17 protein-coding genes are annotated in these 19,792 nt (G+C 62.8%); 12 read left to right on the forward strand and 5 right to left on the reverse strand.

Annotated features, from left to right (window positions below; translation table 11 throughout):
* The first annotated feature begins 149 nt into the window (after positions 1–149).
* Complete coding sequence (locus ACLBXN_RS23545; protein ID WP_043008593.1) at positions 150–896, forward strand: 16S rRNA pseudouridine(516) synthase; 747 nt, start codon at positions 150–152, stop codon at positions 894–896.
* Positions 897–961: 65 nt separating this feature from the next.
* On the opposite strand, the gene ACLBXN_RS23550 is transcribed toward ACLBXN_RS23545, so the two are convergent.
* The 5 genes from ACLBXN_RS23550 to ACLBXN_RS23570 form a co-directional block, all read right to left on the reverse strand.
* A complete protein-coding gene (locus tag ACLBXN_RS23550) occupies positions 962–1,774 on the reverse strand; it encodes a DNA/RNA non-specific endonuclease (RefSeq protein WP_447613757.1) in 813 nt (270 codons plus the stop codon).
* 296 nt (positions 1,775–2,070) lie between these two features.
* Positions 2,071–2,841: a hypothetical protein gene (locus tag ACLBXN_RS23555; RefSeq protein WP_447613758.1), complete on the reverse strand. Its 771-nt coding sequence runs from the start codon at positions 2,839–2,841 to the stop codon at positions 2,071–2,073.
* Between the two features lie 12 nt (positions 2,842–2,853).
* Positions 2,854–3,291 (reverse strand): RNA-binding S4 domain-containing protein, encoded by a 438-nt coding sequence (locus ACLBXN_RS23560; protein WP_043008584.1) that lies wholly within the window; start codon positions 3,289–3,291, stop codon positions 2,854–2,856.
* 32 nt (positions 3,292–3,323) lie between these two features.
* Positions 3,324–4,799, reverse strand: a complete 1,476-nt coding sequence (locus ACLBXN_RS23565) for a sensor histidine kinase (protein WP_447613759.1) — start codon at positions 4,797–4,799, stop codon at positions 3,324–3,326.
* On the reverse strand, positions 4,796–5,497 hold the full coding sequence (locus tag ACLBXN_RS23570; protein WP_211455479.1) for a response regulator: 702 nt from the start codon (positions 5,495–5,497) through the stop codon (positions 4,796–4,798). The genes ACLBXN_RS23565 and ACLBXN_RS23570 overlap by 4 nt, the downstream gene beginning before the upstream one ends.
* A gap of 135 nt (positions 5,498–5,632) precedes the next feature.
* On the opposite strand from ACLBXN_RS23570, the gene ACLBXN_RS23575 reads away from it, so the two are divergent.
* From ACLBXN_RS23575 to ACLBXN_RS23625, 11 genes are all read left to right on the forward strand, one after another.
* The gene (locus ACLBXN_RS23575; RefSeq protein WP_003057571.1) at positions 5,633–6,598 is read left to right on the forward strand and encodes a Bug family tripartite tricarboxylate transporter substrate binding protein; all 966 of its coding nucleotides are present in this window, start codon (positions 5,633–5,635) and stop codon (positions 6,596–6,598) included.
* Positions 6,599–7,090: 492 nt separating this feature from the next.
* Positions 7,091–7,684 (forward strand): tripartite tricarboxylate transporter TctB family protein, encoded by a 594-nt coding sequence (locus ACLBXN_RS23580; protein WP_407715408.1) that lies wholly within the window; start codon positions 7,091–7,093, stop codon positions 7,682–7,684.
* A complete protein-coding gene (locus ACLBXN_RS23585) occupies positions 7,684–9,201 on the forward strand; it encodes a tripartite tricarboxylate transporter permease (protein WP_003057567.1) in 1,518 nt (505 codons plus the stop codon). Before ACLBXN_RS23580 ends, ACLBXN_RS23585 begins: the two co-directional genes overlap by 1 nt.
* Positions 9,202–9,419: 218 nt before the next feature.
* Entirely contained in the window at positions 9,420–10,943 is a 1,524-nt protein-coding gene (locus ACLBXN_RS23590; protein ID WP_447613760.1) for a sigma-54 interaction domain-containing protein, read from the forward strand.
* Between the two features lie 85 nt (positions 10,944–11,028).
* Complete coding sequence (locus ACLBXN_RS23595; protein ID WP_447613761.1) at positions 11,029–13,017, forward strand: acetoacetate--CoA ligase; 1,989 nt, start codon at positions 11,029–11,031, stop codon at positions 13,015–13,017.
* 47 nt (positions 13,018–13,064) lie between these two features.
* The gene (locus ACLBXN_RS23600) at positions 13,065–13,946 is read left to right on the forward strand and encodes a 4-hydroxyphenyl-beta-ketoacyl-CoA hydrolase (RefSeq protein WP_003057560.1); all 882 of its coding nucleotides are present in this window, start codon (positions 13,065–13,067) and stop codon (positions 13,944–13,946) included.
* A gap of 247 nt (positions 13,947–14,193) precedes the next feature.
* Complete coding sequence (locus ACLBXN_RS23605) at positions 14,194–15,381, forward strand: substrate-binding domain-containing protein (RefSeq protein ID WP_447613762.1); 1,188 nt, start codon at positions 14,194–14,196, stop codon at positions 15,379–15,381.
* 110 nt (positions 15,382–15,491) lie between these two features.
* A complete protein-coding gene (locus ACLBXN_RS23610; protein WP_447613763.1) occupies positions 15,492–17,033 on the forward strand; it encodes an extracellular catalytic domain type 2 short-chain-length polyhydroxyalkanoate depolymerase in 1,542 nt (513 codons plus the stop codon).
* Positions 17,034–17,073: 40 nt separating this feature from the next.
* On the forward strand, positions 17,074–17,847 hold the full coding sequence (locus ACLBXN_RS23615) for an ABC transporter ATP-binding protein (RefSeq protein ID WP_043008568.1): 774 nt from the start codon (positions 17,074–17,076) through the stop codon (positions 17,845–17,847).
* Positions 17,844–18,578 carry an ABC transporter ATP-binding protein gene (locus ACLBXN_RS23620; RefSeq protein WP_447613764.1) on the forward strand — a complete coding sequence of 245 codons (735 nt, stop codon included), beginning with the start codon at positions 17,844–17,846 and terminating at the stop codon, positions 18,576–18,578. The genes ACLBXN_RS23615 and ACLBXN_RS23620 overlap by 4 nt, the downstream gene beginning before the upstream one ends.
* A gap of 94 nt (positions 18,579–18,672) precedes the next feature.
* A complete protein-coding gene (locus tag ACLBXN_RS23625) occupies positions 18,673–19,656 on the forward strand; it encodes a branched-chain amino acid ABC transporter permease (protein WP_447613765.1) in 984 nt (327 codons plus the stop codon).
* The last annotated feature ends 136 nt before the right edge of the window (positions 19,657–19,792 follow it).

Consider the following 19,792-nt stretch of genomic DNA (forward strand, 5'->3'; position numbering starts at 1 on the left):
CGATGATAGTGCGGGTTCCCGTGTGAAAGTAGGTCATCGTCAGGCTCTTACAGTGAAAACCCCGTAGTCGAAAGATTACGGGGTTTTTTATTTGATCAATCGGTATTCTTGATATTGCTTGCGCAGTAGCGGACAGGGAAAGGATGAGCATGCAGCTGCAGGACATGTTGTATTCACAGGGCTTTGGCATTCGCCGCGTGTGCTCCGGCTTGGTGCAGCAAGGCTGGGTGGAGCTATGGAACCCGCAGACCTCTGACTGGGAGAAGGTCCTGGATTCCACCCAGCAGGTGGATCCCGAAGGTCTGCGCTTCAGGGTGCAAGGCGTGGAGTGGGAGTATCACGAGCTGGGTTATGTGCTGCTGAACAAGCCTGCCGGCACCGAGTGCTCGCAAAAGCCATCAGCCTATCCCAGCATCTATACCTTGCTGCCGGCTCCGCTGCGTCAACGACCCAACAAAGGGGCGGTGCAAGGTGTTCAAGCGGTGGGGCGCCTGGATCAGGATACGACCGGTATGTTGCTGCTCAGCGACGATGGGCAGTTCATCCACCGCATGTCGTCGCCCAAAAAGCATGTCTCCAAGGTTTACCGGGTGACTTGCAAGCACCCGGTGGATGCCAAGCAGATACAGCGGCTGCTGGATGGTGTCGTGCTCGATGATGATCCCAAGCCCGTCAAGGCAGCGGCCTGCGAGCAGGTGGACAGCCATGTGCTGGATCTGACCCTGACCGAGGGCAAGTATCACCAGGTCAAGCGCATGATTGCGGCCGTGAGCAATCGGGTCGAAGGTCTGCATCGCAGAAGAATCGGTGGCCTGGAGTTGCCCGCAGAGCTGGAGCCAGGCCAATGGCGCTGGCTGACGGCGGATGAGCTGGAATTGTTCAAGCCGGGCAAGTAAGGCAGAGAATCATAAAAAGCCTGCTGGCTTGCGCCAGCAGGCTTTTTGATTGGGGACACGGGAAATCAGTGTCGCTGCGCAGGGAGCATGGACGTCTGCTGGAGCTTGCCCGAGGCTTGCAGCGCAGCGCCGGGCAGGAATTCGATGCCGGTACGGCGCACCAGCTCTGCGTAGCTGATGGGCTCGGTGACGCGGGCCGCATCATCATTGGCCTGCCAGTGAGCCCAGGCACGCTGGCTCTGAGCGTCGTAGACCAGCTTGTAGAGAAAGCTGGGCACACGCACCTGGTTGTGGCCGACGGAGGCCGCGCCGGCATCAAAGACCGGGCCGGTGATGATGTAGACATCGCCCTGAGCCCGTTGTGCATAGCTGCGCGTGTCTTTTTCGATGCGGGCCCAGGGGCCGCCGTTCTGCTTGATGGACTGGGGCACCATATTGGCCAGCGAGAAGCTCTGGGCCATGGCCTGTGCGGTCGGCATGTCGCCAGCGGGAGCCATGTGGCCGCGTGAGTAGCCGGAGCGCTTGTAGTCGTCCAGCTCGGCGCGTTCATCGCGGGGCAGGCGGGCGTCGCTGTAGAACTTGTTGGTGCGCTTTTCGTCGGCATCGGCGACCAGGGCCTTGTTCAGGCGTTGAGCAACGAAGACGGGGGTCTTGCTCTGGCCGCTGTGCAGCACGGCAAACGCGTCATAGCACAGCGCACGCAGCTTGGGCTGATCGCTGAGCACGGGAGCTTTGCCATTGGCAAAGAACTGCGGGCATTGCTCAAAGCCCTGGGTACTGCGCGTGGGATTCTTGACCTGGATGAGCGACGCGGGGCCGACCGCTGCCGAGGGCGCGGGCATCCGGGCGGAGCATGCCGTGCTGCTGATGGCCAGCATTGCGATGCCGGCATGGCGCAGCCATCGGGAGGGTCGTGAGGAGAAAGAGGAAGGCGGTGCTGAGAAAGCGGAAGACATGCGCGAAGAAGGCCGAGGGAGATGAAAAGAGTGCCAGCAGCCCAGGCCCAGGAGCGGGTCTGGCCGTCATCGAGGAGGATTGATTGCTACTTGAATAAGAGCTGCTTGCGCAAGATTTGAAAGCTTTTCAAGGTAAAAGTTTCCTGAAAAGCTTTTTAGTAAAGCGCTAAGTGCTCATATTTTATGAGGGCTGGGCTTTGCCACAGCCCTGACCCTGCTTACGTCGCCAAGCTTCGGATCCCCGAGGGCGGCGTTCCATGCATGAGCAGGATCTGCAGCGCGGCTTGGGTTTGCAGATGCAGCTGCTTGAGCGCCTCATCTTTCTGGGGCGGCAAAATGTACTGGCCCTGTGCGTTCCTGGCATAGGGCTTGCCCAGAATGTCGGCCATATCGATCTGGTAGTAGCTGCGGTCGCCATATGGCCGCTTGCCGTCGATATAGGGCAAGGGCCAGATCGCCTGGCCGTCTTCCTCCTCGGCCAAAACATAAGGCAGGTCATCGGTACCGACTTCTCGCCACAGGGCGGCATGCAGCAGCGTCAGGTGTTCGGGACGAAAGTCGAAGCTGCTGTCTGGCGCCTGAGCAGAGAAGTCGGGCGGTAAGGCATAGCGACCGGGCGCCAAGGTGGCGTTTGCCACAAACTCCGGCAGCCAAAGGCAGACCTCGGCCAGGAGCCGGGTGGCCATAGCAGGATCGTGACTGCGCAGCACCTGCCGGGCTGTGTCGAGGGTGGACAGATCGCCGCCAAAGGGCTGCACGGGATCGAAGCCCGGTGCTCCCGACTCTATGGGCATCCACTGCACCCGCAGCAGGCGTATCAGTTGCAGATGCTGGGCGCTCAGTGGCGGCAGCGCCTGGCTGAAGACGGTCTGGATCACGGATCGACGCTCGGTACTGCCCGGACGCTTGCGCAGCCACGACCAGCTCAAAGCGCCGGTTGCCGCAACTGCCAGGGTGGAGAGTGTGGAGATCAGCAGCCTGCGCTTCATGGGCGAAGGCTTTCAGTCATCGATGGAAGCGCTCCAGCGGTCGCCCCAGCCGCTGCTGCGTTGCACGCGGTCGATATCCCGGCGGTCACGCTTGGTGGGGCGGCCGGTGTGCTGGGCCGCCAGTGCCGCTGCCGGCTCGGGGGCCAGACGGCGCTGCTCGGCCAGCTGTTCTCGCTGGGCAATGCTTTGCGCTGTTTCCTCGTACAGCTGTTGGGCCACGGGGGCCGGGCCGCGCATGCCGCTCAGCCCGCGTACGATGACTTCCCTGGGAATATTGCCCTGGCGCAGGTGGATGTGGTCGCCCGGGCGGATTTCACGCGAGGCCTTGGCATTGGCGTTGTTGACCGTGACCCGGCCTTTGCCGATTTCCTCCACAGCCAGGCTGCGGGTCTTGTAGAACCGCGCGCACCACAGCCATTTGTCCAGACGCATGGATTCAGTTTCGCTCATGTCGGTATTTTGCGGCGTGAAGGGATGGCGATTCAAGTCAGAGCAGTATCCATGTCCTGGGCATCGCCATTGTGCAGGGGCAGCTGAATCAGCGCCTGCAGGCCACGCACGCGGCCGAGTCCATCGTGCAGATTGCGCAGCTCGATCTGGCCGCCCAGGGTTTGCACGATCTCCTGGCAGATGGCTAGGCCCAGGCCAGAGCCGCTGCGCGCGTTGCCCGCCGAAAAAGGCTGGAACAGCCGCTGGGCCAGTTCATCGTCGATGCCGCTGCCGCTGTCTTCGATACTCAGCTGCACCATGCCGCCATGCGCGCGCACATCGACCTGCAGACTCCCGTGCCTGGGTGTGTGGCGTATGGCGTTGTGCAGCAGGTTGCGGGTCAGCTCGCGCAGCATCCATTCATGGGCGGCCACGCAGCAGGCTTGGGTTTCGATGCCGAAGTCCATGTCGTGATCGGCAATCAGCGGCGATAGCTCCAGAGCCACGTCGCGCACGATATCGTCGAGCTGGGCGAGCATGGCGCTGCTCTGGCTGCTGTCTTCCTGGCGCAGCTGCTCGACCTTGGCCAGGGCCAGCATCTGGTTGGCGACGCGGGTGGCGCGGTCCACCGTGTCGTCGATCTCGGCAAAGGCTTGGGCCGGTGGAATATCGCCGCGCTTGGCCGACTGCACCTGAACCTTGAGCACGGCCAGCGGCGTGCGCAACTGGTGCGAGGCGTCGCGCACAAAGCGCTTCTGGTTGCTCAGCAGTCCTTGCAGGCGCTGCATGGTCTGGTTGGTGGCCTCCAGCAGGGGCTGGACTTCGCGCGGCATCTCGGGTGCAGCCAGCGGACTCAGATCTCCCTGGGCACGGCCCTGCAGGTCCTGGCTGAGCTGGCGTATGGGCTGGGTGGCGCGTTGAACCACGATGATGACGATCAGGGCGACGACCAGCACCAGCAGGGCCTGACGAATCAGGGTGTCACGCAGAATCTGCAAGGCAAGGGACTCGCGCAGCTCCAGGGTTTCGGCGACCTGGATCACGGCCATGCCGCGGCCGTCGGCACTGGCCACCGGCTGCAGCAGCACGGCCACGCGCACCGGGTGGCCGCGAAACTCGTCGTCATAGAAGTCCACCAGCGCCGCATAGGGGGGGCGCTGCGGAATCCTGCCGTTCCAGACAGGCAGCTCCGCAAAGCCCGAGATCAGCTGTCCGTCCAGCGTGGAGACGCGGTAGAACATGCGGCTCTGGTTGTCGGCCTCGAAGATTTCCAGCGCCGAATAGGGGACGATGGCGCGCAGCTGCGCGTGCTCGTCGTATCCGGTAACGCCGATCTGCTCGCTGATGCTCTTGGCCGAGGCCAGCAGGGTTCTGTCATAAGCCGTGTGCAGCGATGCCAGCGTCTGCTGATAGAGGCTCCAGGCATTGAGGGCAATCAGCAGCAGTACGGGCAGCAGGATGCCGGTGAGCAGCAGGCGCCTCAGCGACCAGGCTGTCTTCGGCCGCGTCCTTGCCGGACTGGCTGTCATGCCGCCGCCTCGGCTTTGACCAGATAGCCCAGACCGCGCAGGGTGACCAGCTGCACGCCGGTGCCGCCCAGCTTTTTGCGCAGGCGGTAGGCCACGACTTCCACGGCCTCGTACTGCACATCGACCTCGCCGGGGAAGACCAGGCTGAACAGCCGCTCCTTGGTGACCGCATGGCCGGGGCGCGCCAGCAGCGCATGCATCATGGACAGCTCGCGCGGGGTCAGCTCCAGGACCTTGTCGTCGAGATAGATCGCGCCGCTTTCCTTCTCATAGCGCAACGCGCCCAGGACGATGGCCTCGGAGCCTGATCGGGGTGTGAAGCTATCCTGGCTGCGGCGCAGCAGGGCGCGCAGGCGTGCTTCCAGTTCGTCGAGGTCGAAGGGCTTGGCCAGATAGTCGTCGGCGCCGGCATTCAGGCCCATGACGCGGTCGCCCACGGTGCCGCGCGCGGTCAGGATCAGAACCGGCGTGCGCAGGCCCAAGGCGCGGGCGCGCTCCAGCACCTGCAGGCCGTCGAGACCGGGCAGGCTCAGGTCCAGTACCACGGCATCGGGTTCGCGGGTTTGCCAATGGGCCAGGGCACTGGGGCCGTCGGCCGCCACATCCACATTCAGGCCGCGACGCATCAGGGTGCGCTGCAGCGTGGTGCGCATGGCGGAGTCATCTTCAACAAGCAGTAATTGCATGTTGCCGAACATAGCACTGCGCTGCGAATGCGCAGACAAGTCGTGAAACTACCAGGGTTGCTTAAGGGATAGCCCTAGGTGATTGGACAGCTGTTTGACAGGCACGCTGTCCATGATTGCACCCACTAACTACATAAGGAGTACATCATGCGTCGTGATACGTTTCTGAAGTCTCTGGCAGCCCTGGCGGCAGCCGGTGCTTTGCCCCTGTCGGCCCAGGCCGCGGCGGCCATCAAGATGATGCTGCCCGCCAACCCGGGTGGCGGCTGGGACACGACAGGCCGTGCCCTGGGCAAGGCCTTGCAGGACGCAGGTGTGGCTTCTTCCGTCACTTATGACAACAAGGGCGGTGCTGCCGGTGCCATCGGCCTGGCCCAGTTCGTCAACGGCAGCAAGGGTGATCCCAATGCCATGATGGTCATGGGCGCCGTGATGCTGGGCGGCATCATTACCGGCAAGCCTCCCGTCAATCTGAGCCAGGCCACGCCTCTGGCGCGCCTGACCAGCGAATACAACGTGTTTGTGCTGCCCGCCAACTCGCCGTTCAAGAACATGGCGGAAGTGGTGGCCCAGCTCAAGAAGGATCCCGGCTCCGTCAAGTGGGGCGGTGGCTCGCGCGGCTCCACCGAGCACATTGCTGCGGCCATGATCGCCCGTGAAGTGGGCGTGGACCCCGCCAAGATCAACTACGTGGCTTTCCGTGGGGGCGGCGAGGCCATCTCCGCCATCCTGGGCGGCAACGTCACCGTGGGCGGCAGCGGCTTCAGCGAGTTCGCCGAATACATCGCGACCGGCAAGATGAAGCCCATCGGCGTGACCTCGGCCCAGCGCCTCAAGGGTGCGGCGTCCAGCGTTCCCACGCTCAAGGAGCAGGGCATCAACGTGGAAATCGGCAACTGGCGCGGTGTGTATGGCGCTCCCGGCATCTCCAAGGCCCAGCGCGACGAGCTGGTCGCCCAGATCGAAAAAGCCACCAAGAGCAAGGCCTGGGCCGAAGCGCTGCAGAAGAACGACTGGACGCCTGCCTGGCTGGGCGGCGATGCCTTTGGCAAGTTCGTGGACGACGAGTTCGCCAGCCTGCGCGCCACGATGGCCAAGTCCGGCATGATCTGACGATCGCCTGGCCGCTGCGTTCTGCAGCGGCCTTTAGAGCGTGTTCATGATCTCCTCACGCCGCGACAGAGGCTTTGCGGGATGGGATGCTAGGCGCGATACCGCAGCGATAGCTCCGCTATTGCGAGGATTCGCAACGCCGCAGACCGCCCGCAAAGACACTGTCCCGAAGGGTTGGAGCGAAATCGGACGATTTCTGTGTGCTGTCTCTTGCTTGCACACAGGTGCAAGCGGCGAGCCATCACTTCGAACTCATCCCGATTGCGCTTCAACGCGGCTGCGTAGAGATCGTGAACACGCTCTTGGGACATGGCACAGGGTTGGCGACTTCAGCCCTGATCGCGTTGTGTCCTGCTGTTTCTCCCCCGCACTGATTGATGGCCTGCCCCTGACGGCGCAAGCCAGGGTTTGTGCAACCCCATGATGCCGTGGGAGCTGTCGCAAGGCGGCTCTGGCGGGTTCCGAAAACCACTGAAATCACACACATTCATCATGTCTGATTCCTTCCAAGATCTGGCCCGGGCAGCGGAGGCCGCACAGGTTTCGGCCTATGCAGACCCCGACGAGCCGCAGAGCCCCAACGTACCGTCCAAGAGAGCGCAAACCATTGTCGGTGCGGGCGTGCTGCTGGTCGCTGCGGGACTGGCCTTTGGCGCACTGCAAATTCCTTCGGACTCCGGCTACGGCGGCGTCGGCCCCAATTTCCTGCCCTGGGTCTGCGCAGTGGTGCTGGGTATCTGCGGTGCCTTGCTGATCTGGGAAGCACGCAGCGGTGGTTTTCGCCATGCGGCCGACCCGGGCGGCCAGCCCAAGGCCGACATCCTGCCCTTTGCCTGGGTCTCGGCAGGTCTGCTGGTGAATGCAGCCTTGATCAGCACCCTGGGCTTTATTTTCAGCTGCACCATCTGCTATGTGCTGGCCGTGCAGGGCCTGCGCCGGGCCGCGCATCAATCGCAGGCGTCCGCACCGGGAACCTGGGTCAAGGATGTGATCACGGGGCTGCTGATTGCGGCGCCGGTGTTCTGGATGTTTACCAAGTTCCTGGCCATCAATCTGCCTGGTCTGACTGAAACGGGGTGGCTGTAATGGATATCTTCAATGCTTTGATGGCTGGCTTTGCCACGGCCATCACGCCCGCCAATCTGCTGTGGGCTCTGGTGGGCTGTGCCCTGGGTACGGCTGTGGGCGTGCTGCCCGGTATCGGCCCGGCGGTGGCTGTGGCCATGCTGCTGCCGATCACCGCCAAGGTGGATGTGACGGCATCCATGATCTTCTTCGCCGGCATCTACTACGGTGCGATGTACGGTGGCTCGACCACCTCGATTCTGCTGAACACGCCCGGCGAGACGGCATCCATGGTCACGGCCATGGAAGGCAACAAGATGGCCAAGAGCGGCCGAGCCGGGGCGGCGCTGGCAACCGCCGCGATCGGCTCGTTTTTCGCGGGTACCTTTGCCACGGTGGTGGTGACCCTGTTCGCTCCCTATGTGGCCGACTTCGCCGTGAAGCTGGGCCCGCCCGAGTACTTCATGCTCATGGTGCTGGCCTTCACCACCGTGAGTGCCGTTCTGGGCCAGAGCACGCTGCGCGGCATGACGGCACTGTTTGTCGGTCTGGCCGCGGGTTGCATCGGCATGGACCAGATCTCCGGAGCGGCGCGCTATACCGGCGGCAAGATGGAGCTGCTGGATGGCATCGATATCGTGCTGGTGGCCGTGGGCCTGTTTGCCGTGGCCGAAGTGCTGTATGCCGCCATGTATGAAGGCAAGGTCGAGGAATCCCAGAACAAGCTGACGCGTGTACACATGACCAAGCGCGACTGGAAGCGTTCCTGGCCCGCCTGGATGCGCGGCACGCTGCTGGGCACACCGTTCGGCTGTATTCCTGCCGGCGGCACCGAGATCCCGACCTTCCTGAGCTATGCGACCGAAAAGAAGCTGGCCAAGGGCGAAGACAAGGCCGAGTTCGGTGGCAAGGGCGCCATCGAAGGCGTGGCCGGTCCGGAAGCCGCCAACAATGCGACCGTGACCGCGGCTCTGATTCCGCTGCTGACTCTGGGCATTCCCACCAGCAACACCACGGCCGTGCTGCTGGGCGCTTTCCAGAACTACGGCATCAACCCCGGCCCCCAGCTGTTTACCAGCTCTGCGGCCCTGGTCTGGGCGCTGATCGCCTCGCTGTACATCGGCAACGTGATGCTGCTGGTGCTCAACCTGCCCATGGTGGGCCTGTGGGTCAAGCTTTTGAAGATTCCACGCCCCCAGCTGTATGCCGGCATCCTGATCTTCGCGACCGTCGGTGCCTACGGCATGCGCCAGAGCGCATTCGATCTGTTCCTGCTCTACGGCATCGGCGTGCTGGGCGTGATCATGCGTCGCTTCGACTTCCCCACCGCTCCCGTGGTGGTGGGCATGATCCTCGGCCCCCTGGCCGAAGCCCAGATGCGCAACGCCGTCTCGATCGGCGAGGGCAGCTGGTGGATCTTCCTGCAGCGCCCCATGTCGCTGACGCTGATCATCATCGTGCTGGCTGTACTGATCATTCCCCGCGTGCTCAAGCGCCTGTCGCAGGCCAAGCATGCCCGGGAGGCAAGCACCGCCTGAGTCCGCTTTCCTAGCCTGCTGCGGGTGCTTCACGCATGGAGCCCGTTGCATTCACATCCCCTGTCCGGTGAGTCGGACAGGGGATTTTTTTATGGAGGCAGGCTCAGTTCATGGGCGTGGATGCGTTGTTCGCTCATGAATGGGTGGCGCCAGGAGCGCGGCTACAGGTCTGTGCTGATGGTTGGGCTTCAATGTCGCCCTACCATGACGCGATGGAAATGAGCCAATTGCTACCCCACGATTTCGCTTGCGAGCTACCCGAAGATGCCGACGGCATCTATGCCCTGGCGGCACGGTCCATGTTTCAGCTGTTCTCTTCAATGAGCCAGGGCATGTTTCTGGTCGACAGAAGCGGGCGCATCGTCTGGGTCAACAAAGGCTACGAGCGTTTTTTGCCGCGCCTGGGCGTGGCCGGTGTGGGCGACTTTCTCGGGCATATGGTGGAGGAGGTCATCCCCAACACCCAGATGCGAGGCGTGCTGGAGACCGGCAAGCCGGTCCTGATCGATCTGCTGACCAATAGCGCCGGAACCTTTGTCGTCAGCCGCCTGCCGCTGCATGACGATGAAGGAGGCGTGATCGGTGCCATCGGCATTGTGCTGTTCGATCAGCCAGAGACGACCTTGCAGCCGCTGATCAGCAAGTTCGCGATGCTGCAGCGCGATCTCGATGAGGCGAGGCGCGAGCTGGCTGCTCAGCGCAGCCGCAGCTTGCACGCGTCCGTACAGGGCTCGCGCCGCAGCAAATACAGCTTTGCCAGCTTTGTGGGCAGCAGCCCGGCCGCGGTCGAGGTCAAGCGCCAGGCACGGCGGGCGGCCCAGTCCATGAGCCCGGTGCTGCTGCTGGGCGAGACCGGTACCGGCAAGGAGGTGCTGGCCCATGCCATCCATGCCGCATCGGCTAGGTCTGCCGGTCCTTTTGTGAGCGTCAATATCGCGGCCATTCCCGAGACGCTGCTGGAGGCCGAATTCTTCGGAGTGGCACCGGGCGCATTTACTGGGGCCGACCGCAAGACACGCGACGGCAAGTTCAAGCTCGCCGATGGCGGTACCCTGTTTCTTGATGAAATCGGCGACATGCCCGCCAGCCTGCAGGCCAAGCTGCTGCGGGCCTTGCAGGAAGGCGAGATCGAGCCGCTGGGCTCCAACCAGATCGTGCATTTCGATGTGCGCGTGGTGGCCGCCACTTCTCGCGATCTGTTGCAGATGGTGCGCGACGGGCGCTTCCGCGAAGACCTGTTCTACCGGCTGCATGTGCTGCCCGTGCGCGTACCGCCGCTGCGCGAGCGCAGCAGCGATATCCCGGCCCTGGTGGAAATGCTCTGTGAGGACCTGGCACTGCGCAACGACATGGTTCCACCGGAGCTGGGCAAGGGCGCACTGGAGCTGCTGGTCGCACAGGCCTGGCGCGGCAATATTCGCGAGCTGCGCAATGTGCTGGAGCAGGCCGCCATGCGCTGCGATGACTCGCACATCGATGCCGGCCTGCTGGCACAGGTGCTGCGCTCGTCCGGGGTCGAGCCTCAGGCTCCGCATCGGCAGCTCTTGGCTCAGGAGACTATGGCGGCGATGCCGGCGACGGGTGATCTGCTCAAGCCGCTTGCCGAGCAAATGGCCGATCTAGAAACCCGCGCCATACGGGCCGCGATGCAGGCCCATGGGGGCAACAAGCTGGCGGTGGCGAGGACGCTCGGCATATCGCGCGCCAAGCTGTACGACCGGCTCGAGAAGCTGAATTTCTGAGTCATGCTAGGGATTGCCCTTGGTGGGTAGGACTTGGTTTGTTTTTATAGTTATAAAAAATATCTAATTTAAGTCCGGAGACAGCATGGCATTGGTACAAGGGCAGGAATTGTGGAGGCCCACGCAGCAGCAGCAGGAGCAAAGCGGCCTGCGGCATTACATGAACTGGCTGCGCGACAGCCGTGGCCGTGACTTCTCCGACTATGAGGTGCTGTGGCAATGGTCGGCAACCGATATCGAAGGCTTCTGGCGCTCCATCTGGGACTACTTCGACATTCAGGCCAATGGTGACCCCACGCAGGTGTTGGCCAGCCGCAAGATGCCGGGTGCCGAGTGGTTCCCCGACACCCGGCTCAACTACGCCGAGCACATCTTCCGCCAGGCCAGCGATCAGCGTCCGGCCATCATTGCGCGCTGCGAGGGCGAGGCTTCGGTCGAGGTCTCCTGGCAGCAGTTGCAGCGCGATGTGGGCGCCCTGGCGGCAAGTCTGCGTAGCCTGGGCATAGGGCGTGGCGATCGCGTGGTGGCCTATCTGCCCAATGTGCCGCGGACCGTGGTGGCGTTTCTGGCCTGCGCCAGCATTGGCGCCATCTGGTCCAGCTGCGCGCCGGAGATGGGTGTTTCCGTGGTGCTGGACCGCTTCCAGCAGATCGCGCCCAAGCTGATTTTCGCGACCGACAGCTACACCTATGCCGGCAGGCAGTTCGATCGCCGTGAAGTGCTGGACGAAGTGCTCCAGGGTCTGCCCGATATCGCCCGGGTGATTCATGTGCAGGGGCCCTTGTTCGGCAGCGATGCCGAACATGCTGCCGTGCCCTGGCGTGACTGCATGAGCTGGGACGAGGCAACGCGCCATGCAGCGCCGCTGCAGTTCGAGCGCCTGCCGTTCTCCCATCCGCTATGGGTGGTGTACTCCTCGGGAACCACCGGCCTGCCCAAGGCCATGGTGCACAGCCATGGAGGCATCGTGCTCACCCACCTCAAGACCAATCGCCTGCAGCACGATGTCTTGCCCGGCGACCGCTTCATGTTCCTGGGCAGCACGGGCTGGATTGTCTGGAATCTGATGATAGGCAGCCTGCTGGCCGGTGCGACCGTGGTCCTGTCCGATGGCAACCCGACGGCGCCCCATGATGATGCGCTCTGGGACTTCATCGACCAATACCAGGTCAGCATCTTTGGTTGCGGTGCGGCCTTCCTCACCAAGAGCATGAAGGATGGTGTCTCGCCGAAGAAGGGACGCCAGTTCGAGAAACTGCGCGCCATCAACTCCACGGGCTCGCCGCTGCCTCTCGATGCCTACGCCTGGGTCTATGAGAACGTCAAAGGCGATCTGTGGCTGGCCTCGATCAGCGGCGGAACGGATATCGCCTCGGGCTTTGTGGCTTGCGCTCCCATACTGCCCGTCAATGCGGGCGAGATTCAGTGCCGCGAACTCGGTGTGGCCGCCCATGCTTTCAACGAACAGGGCCAGAAGGTGATCGCCGAAGTCGGCGAGCTGGTGATTACCGAGCCCATGCCCTCCATGCCCGTGTTCTTCTGGAACGACGAGAGCGGGGCGCGCTACCACGACAGCTATTTCGATGTGTTTGCCGGCTACTGGCGCCATGGCGACTGGATCGAGTTCAGCGAGCGCGGCACGGCCGTGATCTATGGACGCTCGGACAGCACCATCAACCGCTTCGGCATACGCATGGGAACGGCGGAGATCTACCGTGTCGTCGAGGAGCTCGACGCCGTCAAGGACAGCCTGGTGGTCGACCTCGAATACCTGGGCCGACCTTCCTTCATGCCGTTGTTCGTGACTCTGGCCGAAGGCCATGCATTGACGGACGAGCTGACCGCCCAGATCAGGAACGCCATCAAGACCAAGGCTTCGGCACGCCATGTGCCCAATGTGGTGGTACAAGTGGCCGAAATTCCGCGCACCCTCACCGGCAAGAAGATGGAGGTGCCTGTGCGCAAGCTGCTGCTGGGCGCGGACGCCGCCAAGGTGGCCAGCCCCGATGCCATGGCCAATCCATCCAGCATTGATTTCTTCATTCAATTTCGAGAGCAGGTGCCGCAGGCGTGACAAGCGCTTGAGGCTGATTTGACTCAATACCCAAAGCAGACCCACCCATGAACCATCAAGATCTGATCGCCATCGACTTCCACACCCATGCGGAAGTCAGCTGCCGCAATCCCTTTGACAGCTATGGCGAGGAGTACGACCGCGCGGCCGACAAATACTTCGGCAGCTCGCTGCGCCCGACGATCGCCGAAACCATTGCCTATTACCGCGAGCGCAAGATCGGTCTGGTGATGTTCACGGTGGACAGCGAGGCGCAACTGGGTCGTCGCCGCATCCCCAACGAAGAGATTGCCGATGCTGCGCGCGAGAACAGCGACATGATGGTGGCATTTGCCAGCATCGACCCGCACAAGGGCAAGATGGGCGCGCGCGAGGCCGAGCGCCTGATCACCGAATGCGGCGTCAAGGGCTTCAAGTTCCATCCCACGGTGCAGGGCTTTCATCCCTACGACCGCATGGCCTGGCCCATCTACGAGGTCATCAACCACTACAAGCTGCCCGCCATCTTCCACACCGGCCACAGCGGCATCGGCAGCGGCATGAAGTGCGGCGGTGGCCTGCGTCTGGCTTATAGCAACCCCATGCTGCTGGACGATGTGGCCGTGGACTTCGGCGATATGCAGATCGTCATGGCCCATCCCAGCTTCCCCTGGCAGGACGAGGCGATCTCGGTGGCGCTGCACAAGCCCAATGTCTGGATCGATCTTTCGGGCTGGAGCCCCAAGTATTTCCCCAAGCAGCTGGTGCAGTACGCCAACACCTTGCTCAAGGACCGTGTGCTGTTCGGCAGCGACTTCCCGCTGATCACACCGGAGCGCTGGATGAAGGACTTCGAGGTCGCCGGCTTCAAGCCCGAGGTCATGCCGGGCATCCTCAAGGACAACGCCGTGCGGTTGCTGGAATTCGACAAAAAGCGCGATGCAGCGTAAAGAACACAAGGATCACCTCGGTGATCCTTTTTTCATGGCGCTTGAACCTTGGCCGAGGCCAAGCCTGAAGCAGTGTGTGAGAAACGTGTAGTGTCTTTTTTGAAGACAGTTTTTGTCTGATTTTCAGGCAACAAGGGCGCGGACCATAACAGGGCTCAGAGGAAAACCAGACTGGCACGAAGACTGCTAACTGCACACCATACAAAGACAAGCGGCACCACCGCAAACACCGTCAAGGAGACAAACCATGCACAAGCGCAGCCTGCTGCAGTTCGCGGCCCTGGCCGCCATGGCCGCCCATGTTCCGGGGGCTCTGGCTCAATCCGAAATCCGCATCGCCCATGTCTACAGCAAGACCGGGCCGCTGGAGGCCTACGGCAAGCAGACGCAGGCCGGGCTGCTGATGGGACTGGAGTACGCCACGGGCGGCAGCATGACGGTGGCAGGCAAGAAGCTGGTGCTCATCGAAAAGGATGACCAGGGCAAGCCCGACCTGGGCAAGAGCCTGCTGGCAGCAGCCTATTCGGACGACAAGGCCGATCTGGCGGTCGGCCCCAGCGCGTCGGGCGTGGCGCTGGCCATGCTGCCCGTGGCAGAGGAGTACAAGAAGATCCTGATCGTCGAGCCCGCCGTGGCCGACTCCATCACCGGCGACAAGTGGAACAAGTACATCTTCCGCACGGGCCGCAACTCCAGCCAGGATGCGATCAGCAATGCCGTGGCCATCGACAAGCCCGGAGTGACGATTGCGACGCTGGCCCAGGACAATGCCTTCGGCCGCGACGGCGTCAAGGCCTTCAAGGAAGCGATCAAGAAGGGCAAGCTGGTGCACGAGGAGTATCTGCCTGCGGCCACCACCGATTTCACGGCCGGCGCCCAGCGCCTGATCGACAGGCTCAAGGATGTTCCAGGCAAGAAGGTGATCTGGATTGTCTGGGCCGGTGCCGGCAATCCCTTCAAGATCGCGGACATGGACCTCAAGCGCTACGGCATCGAGATTGCGACGGGCGGCAACATTCTGCCGGCCATGGCGGCCTACAAGAATCTGCCTGGCATGGAGGGTGCCACCTACTATTACTTCGGCATTCCCAAGAACCCGGTGAACGAAGCCATGGTCTCCATGAGCTACAAGCAGTTCAAGGCTCCGCCGGACTTCTTCACGGCTGGCGGCTTCTCGGCCGCCATGGCCATCGTCACGGCACTCAAGAAGACCGGCGGCGACACCAAGACCAACGCCTTGATCAAGGCCATGGAAGGCATGAGCTTCGATACACCCAAGGGCGTCATGACTTTCCGCAAGGAAGATCACCAGGCCATGCAGAGCATGTACCACTTCAGGATCAAGAACGATCCGGCCATGGCCTGGGGCGTTCCCGAGCTGGTGCGCGAGATCAAGCCTGAGGAAATGAACGTTCCCGTGCGCAACCAGCGCTGATCCGGCCGGGAGATCCTCCCGCGCCCACCTGTCCTCTCAATTGATGAACCCTCGGGAACACGAGGGCTGGCATTGCTCATTCCTATTTCAACGATTCACGGAGACAAAGCATGCGAGTTCAATCCTGGAGAAGCGGTGTTGCCGCGCTGGCGCTATGGGGCGGCGTGAACCTGGCCGCGGGGGCGGCCGTGCCGCTGGGGCAATACAACATTGCTACCGACCAGATCAGCGTTTCGGGGCTGTCGTCGGGCGGCTTCATGGCCAATCAGCTGGGCAATGCCTATTCGGCAAGCTTCATGGGGGTGGGGATCTTTGCGGCAGGCCCCTATATGTGCGCCGGCCTGAACAATTACACGGCCTGCATGTACAACGCCAGCATCAGCAGCGCGCAGCTCAATGCCATGCAGTCCAGCATCGACAGTTACAGCAGCGCTGCCAGCATCGATGCCAAGAGCCGGATCGCGGCGCAGAAGATCTATATCTTCACGGGAACCAGCGACTACACGGTGGGCCCCAACCTCACCGATGCGCTGCAGACCCAGTATCTGAACAATGGCGTGCCGCAGGCCAATATCGCCTATGTCAAGCGCTCGGGGGCTGCCCATGTGCTGCCCACCGACTTCGACAGCAGCGGCAACAATGCCTGCAGCAGCAGCGCTTCGCCCTATATCAGCAATTGCGGCTATGACGGTGCCAAAGCCGCACTCACGCATTTCTATGGTGCGCTCAATCCGCGCAACGATGCTCCGGCCACCGGCAACTACATAGAGTTCAACCAGGCCAGCTATACCAATGCCAACCCCGGCATGGCCAGCACCGGCTGGCTCTATGTGCCGCAGAGCTGCGCCAGCGGCACGCAGTGCAGGCTGCATGTGGTGCTGCACGGCTGCCAGCAGAGCACGGACAAGATTGGCGACAAGTTCGTCAGGAACACGGGCTTCAGCCGCTGGGCGGATACCAACAACATCATCGTGCTGTATCCGCAGACCCAGGTGGACAACAACAACCGCAGCACGAGCAAGAGCGGTTCGCTGGCCAATCCCAATGCCTGCTGGGACTGGATAGGCTGGTATGGCAATAACTTTGCGCAGAAGAGCGGCGTGCAGATGACGGCCATCAAGGCCATGATCGATCGCATCGCCTCCGGCGCGGGCTCCGGCACCGGTGGCGGCAACGGCGGAGGAAACCCGACCCAGCCAGCGCTGGCGGCTCCTACGGGACTGGGCGCGTCAGCTGCCACCAGCACCAGCATGCAGCTGGACTGGGCTCCTGTGACCAGCGCGGCGAGCTACAACGTCTATCGCAACGGCAACAAGGCCAACGCGCTCCCGGTTTCTGCCACCAGCTATGTCGATGCGGCACTGAGCCCTGCCACCAGCTACAGCTGGACGGTGCGGGCCGTGGACGGCAATGGCGCAGAAAGTGCCGACTCTGCCGCAGTGAGCGCCTCGACGCTGACCGGCAGCAATCCTGCGGGCACCTGCACCACGGCCAGCAATTACGCCCATGTACAGGCCAACCGCGCCTATCAGCAAGGCGGCTATGCCTATGCCAACGGCTCGGGCCAGAACATGGGCTTGTGGAATGTGTTCTACACCACCACGCTGAAGCAGACCGGCAGCAACTACTACGTGATCGGTACCTGCCCCTGAGCAGCGACCGCACGCATTCGAGAAGGAAAGATCCGCCTCCATGGGAATTCTGGCAACGCAAGATCTCACCATCCGCTTTGGGGGCCATGTGGCCGTGAACGCTGTGACCTGCTCGTTCGAGCCGGGCACGCTCACGGCCATCGTGGGCCCCAATGGGGCCGGGAAGACCACTTATTTCAATCTGATCTCGGGCCAGCTCAAGGCCAGCTCCGGCACGGTCACCCTGGGGGGGCGCGATCTGAGCGGCCTGCCCGCTTCGGCGCGTACGCGCGCCGGGCTGGGCAGGGCCTTTCAGCTCACGAATCTCTTTCCGAATCTGAGCGTGCAGGAGAACGTGCGGCTGGCGGTGCAGGCCAGCATGACGGGAGCGCATCGCCGCGGCTTGAACCTCTGGAGCATCTGGAGCGATCACCGGGCGGTCACGCAGCGTGCGCGACAAATCCTGGAGCGGGTCTCCATGTCCGAGCGTGCCGACACCGTCGTCGCCAGCCTGCCGCACGGCGATCAGCGCAAGCTGGAGGTGGCGCTGCTGATGGCGCTGGAGCCGCAGGTCTATATGTTTGACGAGCCCACGGCGGGCATGAGCCATGACGAGGCACCGGTGATCCTGGACCTGATACGCGAACTCAAAAAAGACCGCAGCAAGATCATCCTGCTGGTGGAGCACAAGATGGATGTGGTGCGCGAGCTAGCCGATCGCATCATCGTGCTGACCAATGGACAGCTGGTGGCCGACGGCAAGCCTGCCGAGGTCATCGCCTCGCCCGTGGTGCAGCAGGCCTACCTCGGCAATGCCGTGAAGGAGGACGCATGAGCCAGACATCCGCCCCTTTGCTGCAACTGTCCGGCGTCCATACCCATATAGGCGCCTATCACATACTGCATGGCGTGGACCTGATTGTGCCGCAGGGCGAGGTCACCATGCTGCTGGGCCGCAACGGCGCCGGCAAGACCACCACGCTGCGCACCATCATGGGCCTGTGGCAGGCCAGCCAGGGCAGCATCCGGTTTGCGCAGAAGGACATTGCCCAGCTGTCCACGCCGGCCATTGCACGCCTGAATATCGCCTATGTGCCCGAGAACATGGGCATCTTTGCCGATCTCACGGTCAAGGAAAACCTGTTGCTGGCGGCACGCGCCGCCGCCCATGCGGGCCAGATGGATGCCGCCCGGCTGGACTGGATATACCAGCTGTTCCCGGCCGTGCAGAAGTTCTGGAATGCGCCTGCGGGCAAGCTCAGCGGCGGGCAGAAGCAGATGGTGGCCGTGGCGCGCGCCATTGTCGAGCCGCGCGATCTGCTGATCGTCGACGAGCCCAGCAAGGGCCTGGCTCCCGCCATCATCAACAACATGATCGAGGCCTTTGCCCAGCTCAAGGCCGGCGGCGTGAGCATCTTGCTGGTAGAACAGAACATCGACTTCGCAAAACGCCTGGGCGACGGCGTGGCCGTGATGGACAACGGCCGTGTCATCCACGCGGGCCGCATGGCCGATCTGGCGGCCGACGCGCAGCTGCAGCAGACGCTGCTGGGGCTGTCCTTATGAAGGGAATCGCATCGGACATGCCATCCGTCTTTATGTCTCACTCGCAAGCCGCCATGGATCTGGCAGTGTTGGCGGGTAATCGGAGGGAGCCTGCATGAGCTTCAAGGATATGGATTACAAGCCGCTGTTGCTGGTGCCGCTGCTGGCGCTGGTGACGCTGCCGCTGGTGGGTTCGCCCAGCACCTGGCTGACGCTGACGGTTGCAGGTTTGGCCATGGGCATGATCGTCTTCATCATTGCTTCGGGTCTGACACTGGTGTTCGGCCTCATGGATGTGCTGAACTTCGGGCACGGCGTGTTTATCGCGCTCGGCGCCTTTGTGGCCACCAGCGTGCTTGGCGTCATGGGCGACTGGACTGGCTCGGACCATCTCTGGCGCAATCTGGCCGCTGTCTTTCCGGCCATGCTGGTGGCGATGCTGGTGGCCGGCGCCGTGGGCCTGGCGTTCGAGCGCTTCATCGTGCGCCCGGTCTATGGCCAGCATCTCAAGCAGATTCTCATCACCATGGGCGGCATGATCATCGGCGAGGAGCTGATCAAGGTCATCTGGGGCCCGCAGCAGATACCGCTGCCCCTGCCCGATGCCATGAAGGGTGCGTGGTTGTTGGGCGATGCGGCCGTGGAGAAGTACCGCGTGTTTGCCGTGCTGGTGGGCGCGCTGGTGTTTGCAGGGCTGGCCTGGACGCTGGCACGCACCAAGCTTGGCCTGCTGATCCGCGCCGGCGTTCAGGATCGCGAGATGGTCGAGGCGCTTGGCTACCGGGTGCGCAACCTTTTCATTGGCGTGTTTGTGGCCGGCTCGGCCCTGGCCGGGCTGGGCGGCGTGATGTGGGGGCTGTACCAGCAGAACGTGATTCCGCAGATGGGCGCCCAGGTCAATGTGCTGATCTTCATCGTCATCATCATCGGCGGGCTGGGCAGCACCGGTGGCGCTCTCATCGGAGCGCTGCTGGTGGGGCTGATGGCCAACTACACGGGCTTTCTCGTGCCCAAGGTGGCGCTGTTTTCCAATATCGCACTGATGGTCGCCATCCTGCTCTGGCGGCCACAAGGTGTCTATCCGGTGGCTAACCGATGAGATACCCCGTGAGTCGCTCCGCGCTTTCCCCATGGGGGACACAACCCTCGCTGCGAGGCGGCCCCTGCTTGGTAGCCGCTGGCCAGGGGCATGCTCAGTTCGAGCAGCTCGCCACCAAAGAGATGAAAGGTTGATT

The sequence above is a fragment of the Comamonas sp. C24C genome (assembly GCF_053345995.1).

Excerpts from the sequence above, each read along its gene's own strand:
- ACLBXN_RS23615 (WP_043008568.1), top strand. The coding sequence starts at position 17,074 with ATGGGAATTCTGGCAACGCAAGATCTCACCATCCGCTTTGGGGGCCAT.
- ACLBXN_RS23580 (WP_407715408.1), top strand. The coding sequence starts at position 7,091 with ATGTCTGATTCCTTCCAAGATCTGGCCCGGGCAGCGGAGGCCGCACAG.
- ACLBXN_RS23620 (WP_447613764.1), top strand. The coding sequence starts at position 17,844 with ATGAGCCAGACATCCGCCCCTTTGCTGCAACTGTCCGGCGTCCATACC.
- ACLBXN_RS23585 (WP_003057567.1), top strand. The coding sequence starts at position 7,684 with ATGGATATCTTCAATGCTTTGATGGCTGGCTTTGCCACGGCCATCACG.
- ACLBXN_RS23610 (WP_447613763.1), top strand. The coding sequence starts at position 15,492 with ATGCGAGTTCAATCCTGGAGAAGCGGTGTTGCCGCGCTGGCGCTATGG.
- ACLBXN_RS23565 (WP_447613759.1), bottom strand. The coding sequence starts at position 4,799 with ATGACAGCCAGTCCGGCAAGGACGCGGCCGAAGACAGCCTGGTCGCTG.
- ACLBXN_RS23625 (WP_447613765.1), top strand. The coding sequence starts at position 18,673 with ATGAGCTTCAAGGATATGGATTACAAGCCGCTGTTGCTGGTGCCGCTG.
- ACLBXN_RS23545 (WP_043008593.1), top strand. The coding sequence starts at position 150 with ATGCAGCTGCAGGACATGTTGTATTCACAGGGCTTTGGCATTCGCCGC.
- ACLBXN_RS23575 (WP_003057571.1), top strand. The coding sequence starts at position 5,633 with ATGCGTCGTGATACGTTTCTGAAGTCTCTGGCAGCCCTGGCGGCAGCC.
- ACLBXN_RS23570 (WP_211455479.1), bottom strand. The coding sequence starts at position 5,497 with ATGTTCGGCAACATGCAATTACTGCTTGTTGAAGATGACTCCGCCATG.
- ACLBXN_RS23595 (WP_447613761.1), top strand. The coding sequence starts at position 11,029 with ATGGCATTGGTACAAGGGCAGGAATTGTGGAGGCCCACGCAGCAGCAG.
- ACLBXN_RS23550 (WP_447613757.1), bottom strand. The coding sequence starts at position 1,774 with ATGCTGGCCATCAGCAGCACGGCATGCTCCGCCCGGATGCCCGCGCCC.
- ACLBXN_RS23555 (WP_447613758.1), bottom strand. The coding sequence starts at position 2,841 with ATGAAGCGCAGGCTGCTGATCTCCACACTCTCCACCCTGGCAGTTGCG.
- ACLBXN_RS23590 (WP_447613760.1), top strand. The coding sequence starts at position 9,420 with ATGAGCCAATTGCTACCCCACGATTTCGCTTGCGAGCTACCCGAAGAT.
- ACLBXN_RS23600 (WP_003057560.1), top strand. The coding sequence starts at position 13,065 with ATGAACCATCAAGATCTGATCGCCATCGACTTCCACACCCATGCGGAA.
- ACLBXN_RS23605 (WP_447613762.1), top strand. The coding sequence starts at position 14,194 with ATGCACAAGCGCAGCCTGCTGCAGTTCGCGGCCCTGGCCGCCATGGCC.
- ACLBXN_RS23560 (WP_043008584.1), bottom strand. The coding sequence starts at position 3,291 with ATGAGCGAAACTGAATCCATGCGTCTGGACAAATGGCTGTGGTGCGCG.